Consider the following 14,661-nt stretch of genomic DNA (forward strand, 5'->3'; position numbering starts at 1 on the left):
GCCACCCGGGCGCGAAGGGCCGTTGCCCTGGGCGGTGGATGAGGGCAGGCGCATGAGCGTGCACCTGCACATCGACCGCCTCGTGCTCGACGGCGTCGCACTCGACCGTGCCGAGGCGCGCCGGCTGCAGCTCGCGCTGGAACGCATGCTCGCCGCGCGCTTCGCCGATCCCGCGTTGCAAGCGGGTCTGCGGCGATCGCCGTCGATCGAGTCTCGCGCGGTGAACGCTGCGGAGACCGTCGCAGCGGCGCCACCCGAGGCCAGCGCGGCACGGATCGCCGACCACGTCGCCGCGATCGCGCTCGGAGCGCGATCACGCCCCGTGCCGCCGCGGAGTCGATGATGAGCCGCCCCTCGCAACCGCGTCGGGAGTGCGCGCCGTGAATGCGCACGCCGCATCGAAGGGCGCCGTCGCGGCCGTGCAGGGAATGCGGCGCGCCTCGATCGCGCGTCCGTGCGCGTGCGAGGAGACCGGGCAGCACTGCGAACGCTGCGCCATGGGCGGCACCGCGCAGCGTGGGATCGCTCGCTCGCATCCATCGCCGGCCATGCCGCGCGAAGCGCGCGACGTCCTGGCGACGCCCGGCGTGCCGCTGGATGCGCCGCTCGCGGACGCGTTCGGACGGCGATTCGACCACGATTTTTCCGGCGTGCGCCTGCACACCGACGCGACGGCCGCAGCCGCGGCGCAGGCACTGGACGCGAACGCGTTCACCGCAGGCCGCCACATCGTGTTCGGTGCAGGACGCCATCGTCCCGAGAGTGGCGACGGCCTGCACCTGCTCGCGCACGAACTCGCACATGTCGTGCAGCAATCACATCTTCGTGACGCACACGTGCGCGTGCTGGGCGTAGGGGCAGCGGCATCGCAGGCGGAAGTCGAGGCGCATCGTGCCGCTGCGCTGGTCACGCGGGGCGGCCGAGCGCGCGTGGCGAGGGTGGCCGAGCCGCTGATACAGCGCGACGGTCCTGCGTCGAAGCAGGGCAACAACGCGCCGGCGCCCGTGGTGCCGCCGTTCGAATCGTTCAAGGAGCTGTGGAATCGCTTCGAAGACCTGCGCCAGGCCGGCCGCGATCGCGAGGCCGAGGCGCTCGCGCCCGCGATCGTCGGCAGCCTGATGGGCGACGACGTGATCGCGCACGCCGGTGACCTCGTGCATTGGCTGCTCGCGCGCGGGCTTCGCGCGCTGGCGCTGCAGGCGCTCGGGCATCTGGAGACGGTCTGGTGGATCCGTTTCGTGGCGGACAAGCCGGCTGCCGCCAAGGCCGCCGGATGGTTCGATCGCTCGAGTGCGCAGGACCTGATCGCCGAGGCGGAGACGAGCGTGGCGGCGAACGACCACACGATGGCGTTCGAGTTGCTCGGCGTCGCCTACCTGATGCTGCAGATCCAGTACCTCATGCTGTCGGATGCGCGGATACGTTCATTGAACGACCTGATGCAGACCCAGCGCCGTTCCGCCGCGCCGGGCAGCCGTGCGTTCGACGTGCCGATCGCCCGCATCATTACCTACTCGCAGATCGGCGGCCTGCTCGCCGACATGCGCAAGATCCTCGCGTTCTACAGCGTGCGCGAGCGCGAGGCGACCGCGAAAGGGCTGACGCTCGACGCGACGCGCTTCGCCATGCTCGGTGCGCGGCTGCGCCAGCGCATCCGCGACCGTTACCTCATCTCAGGCGACGGCGACGCGCAGCGCGGCGTGACGATGGAAGCGACCTTGGGGGACGATCGCCGACGCGGCCCCGGCTACGACCTGCACGGCGCGCGCGGTCCGGACGAGTTCGTCACGCCTCTCCCGGGCGAGCCGCTGCCCGACGAGCTCGGCACGCATCCGACCTACAGTGCGTCGATGGACGACGTCTTCGCGCGCGTCGGCGGCCAGGAGGATTTCCTCACCCAATTGCTGGCGCACCCGGAGATCCGCCGGCGCTTCGGCAGCCGCCGGATCGACATGAACGACGACGCCACGCGCTACGCCGTGTGGAGCGAGATGCTCGCCGTGTTCCAGCGACAGCCGACCGCCGGTTGCTCCAACGCACTCTGCTCGCTGTTGCGCCTGATCGAGCGATACCTGCAGAACTTCACCGTGCACACCGGCTACAACATCGACGACTTCGGCACGTCGTACCTGAACCGGCCGTTCCCCGAGGACTTGCTGGGACGCGTGGTACGCGACTGCGGCGTCTACGCCGTGACGGTGGCGTACGAGGTCTATCGCAGCGCGCGCGCGGCCAAGCCGCAGGTGCCGGTCCACCTGCAGCTGTTCAACACGCTCGAGCACTTCATGCTCGTCGTCCACGACGACACCACGCACGAGCACTACGTCGTCAGCAACGACCAGATCATCGGTCCACGCACCGGCAATCCCGTCGGCAGCGTCGCCACCACGTACGCCGGCGTGATGGGACATCCGTTCGGCGTCAGCGCGGCCGGCAGCAGCCAGCAGCTCGGCATCGATCTGTCCGATGCGGCGTTCCGCGCGCGCCTGTGGCAGAGCTACGAAACCGGTGCGCGGCTCGCGCTCGATGCGGGCAAGCCGCCGCCGGGCAATACCCGCCCGGCGGGGGAGCGCACCCACGAGGCGTACAAGGGCTACTACGACGCGATGACGCGTTTCGATGCCGCGGCGCAGGCGTCACACGCGCAGCTGGAGCAACTGATGGCGACGTTCGCGCAGGCGCCCGCGACGCGCATGCGCGCCGTCGACGCGGCGTTGCCGCAGCTCGACCGGGCCGGAACCGCGATGGCGGCGATCATCGACGCGATCGTCAGCAGCCCGCGCATCGGCCTGCGCCCGGGACCGAACCTGCCGATGCAACGCGAGGCGCTGTTGACCGCGCCCACCGGCGTCCCCGTGCAGCCGCTTGCCCGCATCGGCAAGGCGTTGATGTTCGCCGAACGCAACGGACACGCGTTGACGAAGGACGAAACCGTGTTGCTCGCCTGGTTGCGGAAGTCGCCATTCCCGAGCTTGAGCAGCGAACTCGCGACTTACGACGCGGCCGGGCGGCCGCCGCGCTTCTGACCGACGGATCGATGCCATGCCTGCGCCCGACACCGGTTTCCCCGCCTCCCCGCAGATCCTCAAGGCGGGCCTCGTGCTGCTCGATCCGGTCACCGGAACGCAGCGCAGGATCATCGTGCTGCAGTACAACCCCGACCAGTTGCACCGATCGCTGCAGGTGCAGGCGACGAGCGGCGAAGGGGGCGAGCGTTCCGAAGCGCTGCGCCTCAAGGGTCCGCCGGTCGAGACGATCAAGCTCGAAGCGGAGATCGACGCGACCGACCAGCTCGAGGATCCCGACAGCCACGCGATCGCCGTGCAGAACGGCATCCATCCGCAGCTCGCCGCACTGGAGCTGATGGTCTACCCGACGTCGGGGCAGTTGCTCAACAACCTCGCGCTGTCGATCGCCGGCGCGGTCGAGATCGTGCCGATGCAGGCCCCGCTCACCGTGTTCGTGTGGAGCCGCAGCCGCATCGTGCCGGTGCGCGTGACCGAGTTCTCGATCACCGAGGAAGCGTTCGACACCGAGCTCAATCCGATCCGCGCCAAGGTCAGCCTCGGCATGCGCGTGCTCAGCGTGAACGACCTCGGCTACGAGCACCGCGGCAGCGCGCTCTACCTCGCCCATCTCGCCGCGAAGCAGGTGCTCGCCGCGCAATCGGCCGACGGTGCTCTCGGCGCGTTCGGCCTGGAGAAGCTGCCATGATCGATGCGATGCAGTACCAGCTCGGGGTGGATCCGGCGCAATTGCTGCTCGGGCTCGACGCGCTGCGCGTGCGCCCGTTCCCGGTCACGAGCCGCTACTACAACGTGCCCGTGAAGATCGTCACCGACGCGAGCGGCGAAGACCGTGCCTGCCTCGCGCGCCGTTTCTCGCCCGATCCCGATCGCCTCGCGCTCGTGCGCCTGCACGCGGTAGTCGAGCACGAGCGCCTCGACCTCGTCGCCGCGCGCGAGATCGGCGACCCCGAACAGTTCTGGCGCATCTGCGACGCGAACCGGGCTCTGCGCCCCGACGACCTCGAGCAGGTCGGCCTCGCGCTGCGCATCACCTTGCCGGAAGGCGTGCCGGGAGCGGGCGATGCTTGACGGCATCCAGCTCACGCTGCTGATCGGCGCGCTGTTGCCCGAGCCGGTGCCGCAGGCGCTCGTCGATGCGCTGCAGAGTGCGCAGGTGACGTCGCAGGCGGGCGAACGCAGCGGCTTCCAGCTCGTGTTCGGCGTCGGCAAGGGCGCGCCGGGCGTCGGCGCGCTGCTCGAACAGGGCTACTTCGACCCGCCGCGTCGCGTCGTCATCGTCGCGATGGTGAACGGCTCGCCGAACGTGCTCATGGACGGCGTCATCACGCGCCACGATCTCGCGCCGAGCAACGAGCCGGGCCAGTCGAAGCTGACCGTGACCGGCGAAGACCTCAGCCGCATGCTCGACCTCATCGACTTCAGCTGGCTCATCAAGTATCCGGCGATGCCGGCCGAGGCGCGCGTCGCGCTGATCCTCGCCAAGTACGCGATGTACGGCATCGTGCCGGCGATCGTGCCGAGCATCATGATCGACGTGCCGCTGCCGACCGACACGATCCCCGGCCACCGCGGTACCGACCTGCAGTACCTCAACCTGCTCGCGCAGCGCGTCGGCTACGTGTTCTACCTGCAGCCGGGGCCGCTACCCGGCATGAACATCGCGTACTGGGGACCGGAGATCCGCGTCGGCGTGCCGCAGGCCGCGCTCGTCGTCAATTCCGACGCGCACAGCAACGTCGAGTCGATGAGCTTCAGCTTCGACGGCTTCGCCAAGACCTTGAACGTGATCCTGATCCTGCTCAAGGAAACGCACATCCCGATCCCGATCCCGGTGCCGGACGTCAATCCGATCAGTCCGCCGCTCGGTCCGCGCATGCCGGTACCGCTGCGCATCGAGCCGATGACCGGGCTCGCCAAATTCACGCCGATCCAGGCCGCGCTCATCGCGATCGCGCGCGCCGCGCGCACCGCCGACGTGGTCAGCGGCTCCGGCTCGCTCGACGTCGTGCGCTACGGCCAGCTGCTGCAGGCGCGCCAGCTCGTCGAGGTGCGTGGCGCGGGCCTGCCGCACGACGGCTGGCATTACGTCAAGAGCGTCACGCACCAGATCAAGCCGGGCGAATTCAAGCAGAGCTTCACGCTCGCGCGCAACGCATTCATGCCGTGGACCGGCGGCTGACACACGACACGGAGGAGCCAAGCACATGGCCAAGCGCAAGACGATGCAGGATCTGGGCTACGTCGAGGACATGTCGGGCATGTTCTCGCCGCCGTCACCCGACGACGACGACGCGGGCAGCCGCTCCGGCGTACGCCACTACTACGGCAAGTACCGCGGCACGGTGCTGCAGAACGTCGACCCGATGCGCAGCGGCCGCCTGCAGGTGCAGGTGCCCGACGTGTATGGCCCGAACTTCTCGACCTGGGCGCTGCCGTGCCTGCCGTCCGGCGGCATGCTCACCGGCATGTACGTCGCGCCGCCGATCGGCGCAGGCGTGTGGGTCGAGTTCGAGCAGGGCGATCCCGATTATCCGATCTGGGTCGGCTGCTGGTGGGGCAGCCTCGCCGAGACGCCGAACCAGGCCAAGATCACCACGCCCGGCGTGCCCGTGATCACGCTCGAATCGCTCGGCCAGAAGGCGATCGTGATCAGCGACACGCCGGTGCCGCCGCTGCTGCCGCAGGGCGGCATCCTGCTCAGCGCGGGCCCGCAGACGTTTATCGCGGTCGGCCCCGCCGGCATCAACATCCAGAGCCCGTTGACCAGCCTCAACCTGACGCTGCCGCCGGGCGCGGGCGTGGTCAACGTCAACAACGGCGCACTGCTCGTGAAATGAGGTGTCGCATGCCCGGTTTCCTGCTCACCGTCGCTTCCCCGTGCACCTGCACGCACCTCACCGGCAAGGCGACCACGTCGGCGCCGAATCCGCGCGTGATCGTGATGGCGCAAGCGAGCGTGCTGATCACCGCGCCGTACCTGATCGCGGGTTGCCTCAATCCCGTCGTGAGCGGTGGGCAGTGCACCGCCGCGAAGTTCCTCGCCGGCGCGACCCGCGTGCTGTCGATGGGGCAGCCGCTCGCGCTCGCGATGACGCCGTCGCCGTCGCTCGGCACGCCGACGCCGGCACCGATGGTGACGCCGCCGAGCCAGACGCGCGTGTTCGCGATGTGAGGGCCGCATGGACATCGACTATCCGTTCCGCTTCGGCAACGACGGTCGCACCGCGAGCACCGGGCTCGACGACCACGTGCGCGACATGATCGAGCAACTGCTGTTCACGAGCCCGGGCGAACGCGTCAACCGCCCCGAGTTCGGCAGCGGCCTCATGCAGCTCGTGTTCGCGCCGAACAGCCCCGAGCTCGCGGCGACGCTCAAGTTCGGCCTGCAGGCCTCGCTGGTGCAATGGCTCGGCGACGTCATCGACATCGTCGCGATCGACGTCGCGGCGCAGGACGCCGAACTGCGCGTCGAACTCGCCTATCGCGTGCGCGCGAGCGGCGAACTGCGCAACGACAGCTTCGTGCGGAGCGTGCCATGAGCGAATCGACGATCGCGCGCATCGGCTGCGACGCGCTGCCCGCGTGCGGCGAGCAGCGCCGCCGCGCGACGCTGCATGCCGGCGCCAACCTCAACGGCATCGACTACATCGAGGTCGGCGCCGACATGCGCACGCTGTGCGTGCACCTGTTCGCCGGTGTGCCCGAAGGCCTCGGCGTCGCCAACGTGCGCGTGCGCGGCGGCCGTCGCGTGCAGGGCCTCGTCGCGCTCGAGGTCGACGTCGACGAAGCCGACGACATGCACGACGACGCCTGCCTGCGCGTCGTGCTCGACCGCGCCGGCGACCATTCGCCGTACTGCCTGTGCCTCGTCGAGGCGGATTCGCCGGCCGATCCCGACGCCTGGCGCGCGCTCGCGGGCTTCGATCCACGCTACGCCTGCGCCGAGTTCCGCGTGCGGCTCGACTGCGGCGAGCAGCCCGATTGCGTCGCGCCCGCCCCGCCGTGTCGGGACACCGAGCCGACGCCGCCGATCGACTACCTTGCCAAGGACTACGCGAGTTTCCGCAAGCTCATCCTCGACCGCCTCGCGCAGACGATGCCGCAATGGCGCGAGCGCCACGTGCCCGATCTCGGCGTCACGCTGGTCGAGCTGCTCGCCTATCGCGCTGACCGACTCAGCTACTTCCAGGACGCGGTCGCGACCGAGGCCTACCTCGACACCGCGCACCGGCGCATCTCGGTACGACGCCACGCCCGCCTCGTCGACTATCGCCTGCACGAGGGTTGCAACGCACGCGCGTTCGTCACGCTCGCGCTCGACGGCACGGACGAGCTCGATCTCGCGCTCGCCGACCTTCGCTTCGTCGTGCCGCCGCCGGACGAACCGCTCGCCGTGCCGGGCACGCTCGACACCGCGCGCCTCGACGCGATGCGCGCGCGCGGCGCGCTCGTGTTCGAGCCGATGCCGCTCGCCGCCGGCGTCGACACGCTGCACGTCGTCGCGGCGCACGCCGCGATCCGCATCCATACCTGGGGCGACGACATCTGCTGCCTGCCGCGCGGCACGACGCGCGCGACGCTCGTCGATGCGCGCGACACGCCGCCGCCGACACCCGTGGGCGCGGTGCCGAACGCCGCTGCCGCGCCATCGCGTCCGCTGCAGCTCGCCGCCGGCGACCTGCTCGTGTTCGAGGAGGTCCGCGGCAGCCAGACCGGCAACCCGGCCGACGCCGATCCGGCGCACCGCCACGTCGTGCGCCTCACGCGCGTCGAGCCGGGCGTCGATGCGCTCTACGGCGTCGACCTGCTCGAAGTGGAATGGGACGCCTGCGACGCGCTGCCGTTCGACCTCTGCCTGTCTGTGCGCCTGCCTGCGCCCGGATGCACGCGCGTGCACGACGTCGCGCTCGCGCGCGGCAACGTCGTGCTCGTCGATCACGGCGAAACCCTGCGCGGCGAATGCGATTGCGCACCGCTCTGCGCGCCGCCGGGTTCGGTCGTGCTGCCGCCGGGCATCGCGCGCTCGCTCGCCGCGATGCCCGACGCGTGCGAGCGTTGCGCGAACCTTGGCGAAGAGTGCTGGCTCGTCGACGGCGAAGCCGGCCATGGCTGTTGCGGCTGCGAGGACGGCGTCGGCGACATCATGCAACGACCGGGCGCGCGCACGCGCCGACTGCGCGGCGCGCCGCTCACGTTCGCGGTGCCGCTCGAGCCGGGCGTGCCCGCGTGCCGCCTCGCGCCGCAGGATCCGCGCGCGGCGCTGCCGCAGCTCGCCGTGTACGGCGGCCCGCTCGAACAGATCCTCGTCGCCGGCGCGCCCGACGCGACGTGGCGCTGGCAGGCGCGTCAGGACCTGCTCGCGAGCGAACCGGATGCGCGCGACGTCGTCGCCGAGATCGACGACGACGGCGGCGTGCAACTGCGCTTCGGCGACGGCACGCTCGGCCGCGCGCCGCAGGCGGGCGAGTTCTTCCGCGCGCGCCTGCGTATCGGCAACGGCACGATCGGCAACGTCGGCCGCGACAGCATCGTCTGGCTCGTGCTGCGCGACGGCGCTCCGTCGGGCGCGCGCCTGACGCCACGCAATCCGCTGCCGGCGCAGGGTGGCTGCGCACCGGAGACGATCGCCGACGCGAAGCTGTACGCTCCCGGTGCGTTCCGCGCCGAGCTGCGCCGCGCAATCACGCCCGACGACTACGCCGCGCTCGCGCGCCGCACGCCTGGCCTGCAAGGCGCGGGTTGCGCGTTCGAGTGGACCGGCAGCTGGTACGAGGCGAACGTCGTCGTCGATCCGCTGGACACGGAGCGGCTCGATCCCGCGCTCGCCACGCGCATCGCGCGCGACCTGCATCGCTTCCGCCGCATCGGCCACGACCTCGCCGTCGACGGCGCGCGCTACGTACCGCTCGCGATCACCGTCGCGGTGTGCGTGCAGCCCGATTTCCTCGTCGCCCACGTCGAGGCGGAACTGCGCGACCGCTTCGGCTCCGGCCTGCGCCGCGACGGCGCGCGCGCGTGGTTCCATCCCGACCGCCTTCGCCTCGGCGAAGCGGTGTACGCGAGCCGCATCGTCGCCGAGGTGCAGTCGGTCACCGGCGTCGCGCACGCCGAGGTCGTCGGGCTCGCGCGCATGGATCCGGTCGACGCCAGCGACGCGGTCGCTGCCGGCGTGCTCGTGCTCGCCGCGCGCGAGATCGCGCAGGTCGACGGCGATGCGGATTACCCCGACCGCGGCAGCATCCGCTTCGTGATGGGAGGTGGCCGATGAGCTGCTGTGCATCCTGCGGGCAGCACGCCTGCGCCTGCGGCTGCGGCCCGCGTGCGGGCACACCGCTGCCGCTGTACAACCGGCCCGGCCTCGTTGCGATCGATTACCGCGTCGGCCGCTGGGGCGACTTCCGCGCGACGATGCAGGCACAGCTGAGTTCGGCTGCGCTGCCCGCGCTCGGCGGCCTGCGCACGCGCGAGGACGACGACGCTTCGATCGCGTTGCTCGACGCGTGGGCGATGACCGTCGACGTGCTGTCGTTCTACCAGGAGCGCATCGCCAACGAGGGCTACCTGCGCACCGCGACCGAGCGGCTCTCGCTCGCCGAACTCGCGCGCCTCGTCGGCTACGAGCCGCGGCCCGGCGTCGCCGCGAGCGTGCACCTCGCCTATACGCTCGACGACAAGGCCGAGCCGGTGCGCATCCTCGCCGGCTCGCGCGCGCAGAGCGTGCCCGGCCCGGGCGAGAAGATGCAGTCGTTCGAGACGAGCGACGAACTGCTCGCGCGACCGGAATGGAACCGCCTGCAGGTGCGTTCGGGACGGATCGAGCAGATCGCGCCGGCGGACGCGCTGCTGCGCGGCGGGCTCGTGCTCGCGGGCGCGGCGACGCGGTTAGGCCCGGGCGAACGCGTCCTGTTCGACTACACGCGCAGCGCCGGCCTGCAGATCGTGCGCACGGTCGCGAGTGCGGAATCCGACTTCGCGCCCACGCACGACCGCCTCAACGTGCGCCTGCAGCCGACCGCGTTCGCGCGCAATGCGGCGATGCGCGCGGTCGCCGCGCAGCTCGTCGCGACGGGCGCTGCGGCGCACGATGCGCTGAAGGCGCCGGGCGCCCCCGCGACGCCGCCGGCGTGGGTGCGCGAGGTCGTCGTCGCGCTGCGCAGCGCGCTGCTCGACGCCGACGTCGGCGAACTGTTCGTGCGGCTCGATCGCAACCTCCCCGATGCGCCGCCGGCCGGCGTGTTCCATTCGTTGTTCGTCGCCGCGGCGAAGCTGCACGACATGATCGCGGATGCGACTGACGCACCCGACGACGCCGATCCGCCACCGCCGACGGCAAGCGCGATCACCGACGTGATCGGCGTGCTCGACCATCGCGCGGTCGTGCCGCGACTGCCGGCGCTGTCGCCGGTGACCCTGCTCGCGGCGGGCGGCGACGCGGTGCCGCAGCTCATGAGCCGCTTCGCACCACGCCTGCGCGACGTGCTCTATCCCGCCTGGCGCAACCTGCCGGTCAGCGCGACCGCGGCGACGCTCGACGGCCTGTACGCACTGCGCATCGCCGCGCCGCTGTTCGCCTACAACGCGCCGCAACCGCCGGCAGGACCGGGCATCGTGGCGCTGGCCGCGACCCAGGGTTCGCCACGCGCGGTGATCCATCTCGACAACGTCTATTCGGGCGTGCTCGCCGGCAGCTGGGCGGTCGCGCAGGTCGACACGCGCAGCATTCCGCTGCGCGTCGAGGCGGCGAAGACGGTCACGTACTCCGAGCGCGGCGTCACCGCCGCGACCACGCAGCTCGCGCTCGTCGCGCCGGACGCGTACTCGGGCGCGCTCGTGCGCACCGCGCAGGCGCAGCAGTTCGACCGCATGCTCGTGTTCGCGCAGGGCGAACGCCTGCAACTCGCGCGCACGCCGTCGGCGACGCCGCTCGCCGGCGCGTCGATCGAGCTCGACGAACTCTACGACGGGCTCAAGCCGGGGCGCTGGATCATCGTCGGCGGCGAGCGCCGCGACGTGCTCGATCTCGACGGCAAGCCGGTGCCCGGCATCCATGGCGGCGAACTCGCGCTCGTCGTCGGCGTCGCGCAGGCGCACGATCCGGCCGTTCCCGGCGACTACACGCACACGACGCTGCAGCTCGCGCAGTCGCTGCGCTATGCCTACGCCTACGACGACGAGCTCGCGGTCTACGGCAACGTCGCCCGCGCGACGCACGGCGAGACGCGCGGCGAAGTGCTCGGCAGCGGCGACGCACGCAAGCCGATCCAGCGCTTCGCGCTGAAGCAGGCGCCGCTCACCTACGTCGCCGCGGCGACGCCGCAGGGCGTCGCCACCACGCTCGAAGTGCGCGTCAACGACGTGCGCTGGCACGAGACCGCGCAGCCTGCGTTCGCCGCGCCCGGCGAGCGCGTCTACAGCGTGCGCCAGGACGACGAAGGCAACAGCACGGTGATCTTCGGCAGTCGCGCCGCGCGCGTGCCGAGCGGCAGCGAGAACCTGCGCGCGGCCTACCGCAGCGGCATCGGCCGCGACGGCAACGTGAAGGCGGGCCAGGTCAGCCTGCTCGCGAGCAAACCGAGCGGCGTGCGCGACGTGGTCAATCCGTTGCGCGCGTCGGGCGGCGCCGACCGCGACGGCATCGAGGCGATCCGGCGCAACGCGCCGATCGCGGTGATGGCACTGGACCGCCTCGTCTCGCTGCCGGACTACGCCGACTTCGCGCGCGCGTTCGCCGGCATCGGCCAGGCCGCCGCCGATCGCGTCGGCGACCGCGTGGTCGTGACGATCGCCGGCGGCGACGACGCGCCGATCGACGAGGATTCGGACCTGTACCAGGCGCTCGCGACCGCGCTGCGCCGCTACGGCGATCCGCAGCTGCGCGTCGAGGTCGTGTCGCGTGAGCTCGTCGCACTCGTCGTCGGCGCGAACATCGCGCTCGATCCCGACTACGACTGGAAGGTCGTGCAACCGCAACTGCGTGCGGCGCTGCTGCACCGCTTCGCCTTCGAACGCCGTGCGCTCGGCCGGCGCGCCTACCTCAGCGAGGTGGTGGCCGAACTGCAGCGCGTGCGCGGCGTCGTCTACGCCGACGTCGACCTTTTCGACGGCATCGACGAGCTCGACCTGCGCGATCCGCAGCGCCTGCAGCAGCGCCTCGCCGCGCTCGCCGCGGCCGACCAGCCGCACGCGTTCGTCGCCGCGCGCCACGCGCGCGACGAAAGCGCCGCCGACGGCTCGCGCAGCCTGCGCCCGGCGCAGCTTGCCTACCTCGTGCCGAGTGTCGCCGAGACGCTCGTGCTGAACCTGCTGCCTTCCGCGAGGTGACCCTTGGACAACGGTCTCGACACGCTCTACCAGCTGCTGCCCGCGTTCCATCGCTCGCGCGATGCCGACGCCGGCCATCCGCTGCGCGACTTCCTGCGCGTGCTCGAAGCGCAGGCGCAGGTGATCGACGCGGACATCGCGAGGCTGTACGACAACTGGTTCATCGAAACCTGCGACGACTGGGTGGTGCCGTACATCGGCGACCTGCTCGGCTACACCCTGCTGCCGGAAGCGGCGACGCTCGGCGACCTCGGCCGGCCGGCGCGCCGCCTCGGTCGCGTGCTCGCGCCGCGCCGCGACGTCGCCAACACGATCGCCGCGCGCCGCCGCAAGGGCACGCTGTCGCTGCTCGAGGACCTCGCGCGCGACGCCGCCGACTGGCCCGCGCGCGCGGTCGAGTTCTACCGCCTGCTCGGCTGGATGCAGCACCTCGACCACGTCCATCCGCAGCGCGGCCGCACCGCCGACCTGCGCCGGCCCGGTCCGTTCGAGCAGCTCGGCGGCGCGTTCGATCCGTTCGCGCGCAGCGTCGACGTACGCCGGCTCGGCAGCACGCAACGGCGGGGGCGCTACTCGATTCCCGCGGTCGGCCTGTTCGTGTTCCGCCTGCGCAGCTACGGCGTAACGCGCACGCCCGCCTACTGCCTCGAGGAACGCGGCGCGCATTGCTTCACGTTCAGTGCGCTCGGCAACGACACGGCGCTGTACCAGCGCGTCGTCGCCGAGACCGAGCCGACGCACATCGCGCACGAGGAGAACTTGCCCGTGCCGCTGCGCCATCATCGGTTCGCCGTGCGCGGCGACGATGCGCGCTACGGCGAAGCATCGGCCGCGTGCTACGGCGAAGGTCGCAGCGTGCTCGTGCACGCGCCGGACTGGCCGGCGAAGGGGCAGGGCGTGCCGGTGCCGCGCGAGCGCGTGATCCCGGCCGATCTCGGCCGCTGGAAGGCGCACGTGCCGCGCGACCACGTCGCGATCGACGTGCAGCGCGGCCGCCTGATGTTCCCGGCGGACCAGCGTCCGCGCCGCGGCGTCTGGTGCGACTACCGCTACGGTTTCGCCGCCGACCTCGGCGGCGGCGAGTACGCGCGCTGCACGCCGCTGCTCGACGATGCGGTGCGCTACTACGTGCACGCCGCACAGCCCGACGACCCGGCGCCATCGAAGCCGCTGTCGCCGCAGCACCACGCGAGCATCGACGATGCGCTGCAGGCGTGGACGCAGGCGAAGGACGCTGCGGTCGCCGCGGCCGTGCAACGCGCGCTCGACGCCGGCATGTCGCCGGACGATGCGGCGGACGAGGGACGCCGCCAGCGCCCGCGCGCGTTGATCGTCGAGCTCGTCGCGAGCGGCATCTACGACGGTCGCATCGAGATGCAACTCGAAGCGGGCGAAGCGATCCAGATCCGCGCGGCCGACCGCACGCGACCGATCCTGCGGCTGCTCGACTACCGCGCGAGCCAGGCCGACGGCATCACGCTCGCCGGGCGGCGCGGCAGTCGCGTGATCCTCGACGGCCTGCTCGTCGCCGGGCGCGGCATCGAAGTCGCGCCGCCGACGGGCGACGGCGTGGCCGCGGACGACGACCTGTGCGAGGTCGTGATCCGCCACTGCACGCTCGTGCCCGGCTGGTCGCTGCATTGCGACTGCGACCCGCGGCGACCGGGCGAACCGAGCATCACGCTCTCCGGCTCGCGCGCGGCGCTGCGCATCGAGCACAGCATCGTCGGCCCGATCGCGATCGTCGGCGCGCACGGCGAGGCGCCCGTGCTGAACCTCTGCGACAGCATCGTCGATGCGACCGGTCGCGAGCGCGTCGCGATCGGCGCGCCGGAAGAAGCGGTCGCCCACGTCGAAGCACGCATCGTGCGCTGCACGGTCGTCGGCGAAACCCAAGTCCACGCGATCGCGCTAGCCGAGGACTCGATCTTCGACGGACGCGTGCGCACGTTGCGGCGCCAGCGAGGCTGCATGCGCTTCTGCTGGGCGCCGTACGGCTCGCGCACGCCGCGCCGCTTCCATTGCCAGCCCGACCTCGCGCTCGAAGCCGCCGGCCACGACGCGGCGAAACGCGCCGCCGTGCTGCGCGCGATCGCGCCCGCGTTCATGAGCGAACGCTACGGCACGCCCGACTACGCGCGCCTCGACGACGCCTGCTGCGACGAGATCGCGAAAGGCGCGTCGGACGAAGGCGCGATGGGCGCGTTCCACGACCTGTACGAACCGCAGCGCCTCGCCAACCTCGCCGCGCGGCTCGTCGAATACAGTCCGGCCGGCGCGGGCGCCGGCCTCATCCTTGCGAGCTAGGAGC

At 71.7% G+C, this 14,661-nt stretch carries 11 protein-coding genes; all 11 read left to right on the top strand.

Translation table 11 applies throughout. The features are described 5' to 3' along the window. Nucleotides 1-52: 52 nt before the first annotated feature. The 11 genes from FHW12_RS20755 to FHW12_RS20805 all read left to right on the top strand — a co-directional run bounded on the left by FHW12_RS20755 (nt 53) and on the right by FHW12_RS20805 (nt 14,657). A complete protein-coding gene (locus FHW12_RS20755; RefSeq protein WP_182532990.1) occupies nt 53-343 on the top strand; it encodes a hypothetical protein in 291 nt (96 codons plus the stop codon). A gap of 205 nt (nt 344-548) precedes the next feature. Next, the gene (locus FHW12_RS21120) at nt 549-3,026 is read left to right on the top strand and encodes a DUF4157 domain-containing protein (protein ID WP_220484591.1); all 2,478 of its coding nucleotides are present in this window, start codon (nt 549-551) and stop codon (nt 3,024-3,026) included. Nucleotides 3,027-3,042: 16 nt separating this feature from the next. Then, the gene (locus FHW12_RS20765; RefSeq protein WP_182532991.1) at nt 3,043-3,714 is read left to right on the top strand and encodes a hypothetical protein; all 672 of its coding nucleotides are present in this window, start codon (nt 3,043-3,045) and stop codon (nt 3,712-3,714) included. Next, nucleotides 3,711-4,097 carry a LysM domain-containing protein gene (locus FHW12_RS20770; protein ID WP_220484592.1) on the top strand — a complete coding sequence of 129 codons (387 nt, stop codon included), beginning with the start codon at nt 3,711-3,713 and terminating at the stop codon, nt 4,095-4,097. The genes FHW12_RS20765 and FHW12_RS20770 overlap by 4 nt, the downstream gene beginning before the upstream one ends. Further along, the gene (locus FHW12_RS20775) at nt 4,090-5,208 is read left to right on the top strand and encodes a hypothetical protein (protein WP_182532992.1); all 1,119 of its coding nucleotides are present in this window, start codon (nt 4,090-4,092) and stop codon (nt 5,206-5,208) included. Before FHW12_RS20770 ends, FHW12_RS20775 begins: the two co-directional genes overlap by 8 nt. A 25-nt stretch (nt 5,209-5,233) precedes the next feature. Beyond that, entirely contained in the window at nt 5,234-5,866 is a 633-nt protein-coding gene (locus FHW12_RS20780) for a phage baseplate assembly protein V (RefSeq protein WP_182532993.1), read from the top strand. Between the two features lie 8 nt (nt 5,867-5,874). Continuing rightward, nucleotides 5,875-6,201 (top strand): hypothetical protein, encoded by a 327-nt coding sequence (locus FHW12_RS20785; RefSeq protein ID WP_182532994.1) that lies wholly within the window; start codon nt 5,875-5,877, stop codon nt 6,199-6,201. A 7-nt stretch (nt 6,202-6,208) separates the two neighbouring features. After that, nucleotides 6,209-6,568 carry a GPW/gp25 family protein gene (locus FHW12_RS20790; RefSeq protein ID WP_182532995.1) on the top strand — a complete coding sequence of 120 codons (360 nt, stop codon included), beginning with the start codon at nt 6,209-6,211 and terminating at the stop codon, nt 6,566-6,568. After that, complete coding sequence (locus tag FHW12_RS20795) at nt 6,565-9,297, top strand: putative baseplate assembly protein (RefSeq protein ID WP_182532996.1); 2,733 nt, start codon at nt 6,565-6,567, stop codon at nt 9,295-9,297. The genes FHW12_RS20790 and FHW12_RS20795 overlap by 4 nt, the downstream gene beginning before the upstream one ends. Further along, nucleotides 9,294-12,350 carry a putative baseplate assembly protein gene (locus tag FHW12_RS20800; protein ID WP_182532997.1) on the top strand — a complete coding sequence of 1,019 codons (3,057 nt, stop codon included), beginning with the start codon at nt 9,294-9,296 and terminating at the stop codon, nt 12,348-12,350. The genes FHW12_RS20795 and FHW12_RS20800 overlap by 4 nt, the downstream gene beginning before the upstream one ends. 3 nt (nt 12,351-12,353) lie before the next feature. Continuing rightward, nucleotides 12,354-14,657: a hypothetical protein gene (locus FHW12_RS20805; protein ID WP_182532998.1), complete on the top strand. Its 2,304-nt coding sequence runs from the start codon at nt 12,354-12,356 to the stop codon at nt 14,655-14,657. Nucleotides 14,658-14,661: the final 4 nt, after the last annotated feature.

The organism is Dokdonella fugitiva (assembly GCF_014138265.1).
In the GTDB taxonomy this organism is placed as follows: domain Bacteria; phylum Pseudomonadota; class Gammaproteobacteria; order Xanthomonadales; family Rhodanobacteraceae; genus Dokdonella_A; species Dokdonella_A fugitiva_A.

What these genes read in the sequence shown, in the direction of transcription:
- FHW12_RS20755 (WP_182532990.1), top strand. Translation starts at nt 53, where the DNA reads ATGAGCGTGCACCTGCACATCGACCGCCTCGTGCTCGACGGCGTCGCA.
- FHW12_RS21120 (WP_220484591.1), top strand. Translation starts at nt 549, where the DNA reads ATGCCGCGCGAAGCGCGCGACGTCCTGGCGACGCCCGGCGTGCCGCTG.
- FHW12_RS20765 (WP_182532991.1), top strand. Translation starts at nt 3,043, where the DNA reads ATGCCTGCGCCCGACACCGGTTTCCCCGCCTCCCCGCAGATCCTCAAG.
- FHW12_RS20770 (WP_220484592.1), top strand. Translation starts at nt 3,711, where the DNA reads ATGATCGATGCGATGCAGTACCAGCTCGGGGTGGATCCGGCGCAATTG.
- FHW12_RS20775 (WP_182532992.1), top strand. Translation starts at nt 4,090, where the DNA reads ATGCTTGACGGCATCCAGCTCACGCTGCTGATCGGCGCGCTGTTGCCC.
- FHW12_RS20780 (WP_182532993.1), top strand. Translation starts at nt 5,234, where the DNA reads ATGGCCAAGCGCAAGACGATGCAGGATCTGGGCTACGTCGAGGACATG.
- FHW12_RS20785 (WP_182532994.1), top strand. Translation starts at nt 5,875, where the DNA reads ATGCCCGGTTTCCTGCTCACCGTCGCTTCCCCGTGCACCTGCACGCAC.
- FHW12_RS20790 (WP_182532995.1), top strand. Translation starts at nt 6,209, where the DNA reads ATGGACATCGACTATCCGTTCCGCTTCGGCAACGACGGTCGCACCGCG.
- FHW12_RS20795 (WP_182532996.1), top strand. Translation starts at nt 6,565, where the DNA reads ATGAGCGAATCGACGATCGCGCGCATCGGCTGCGACGCGCTGCCCGCG.
- FHW12_RS20800 (WP_182532997.1), top strand. Translation starts at nt 9,294, where the DNA reads ATGAGCTGCTGTGCATCCTGCGGGCAGCACGCCTGCGCCTGCGGCTGC.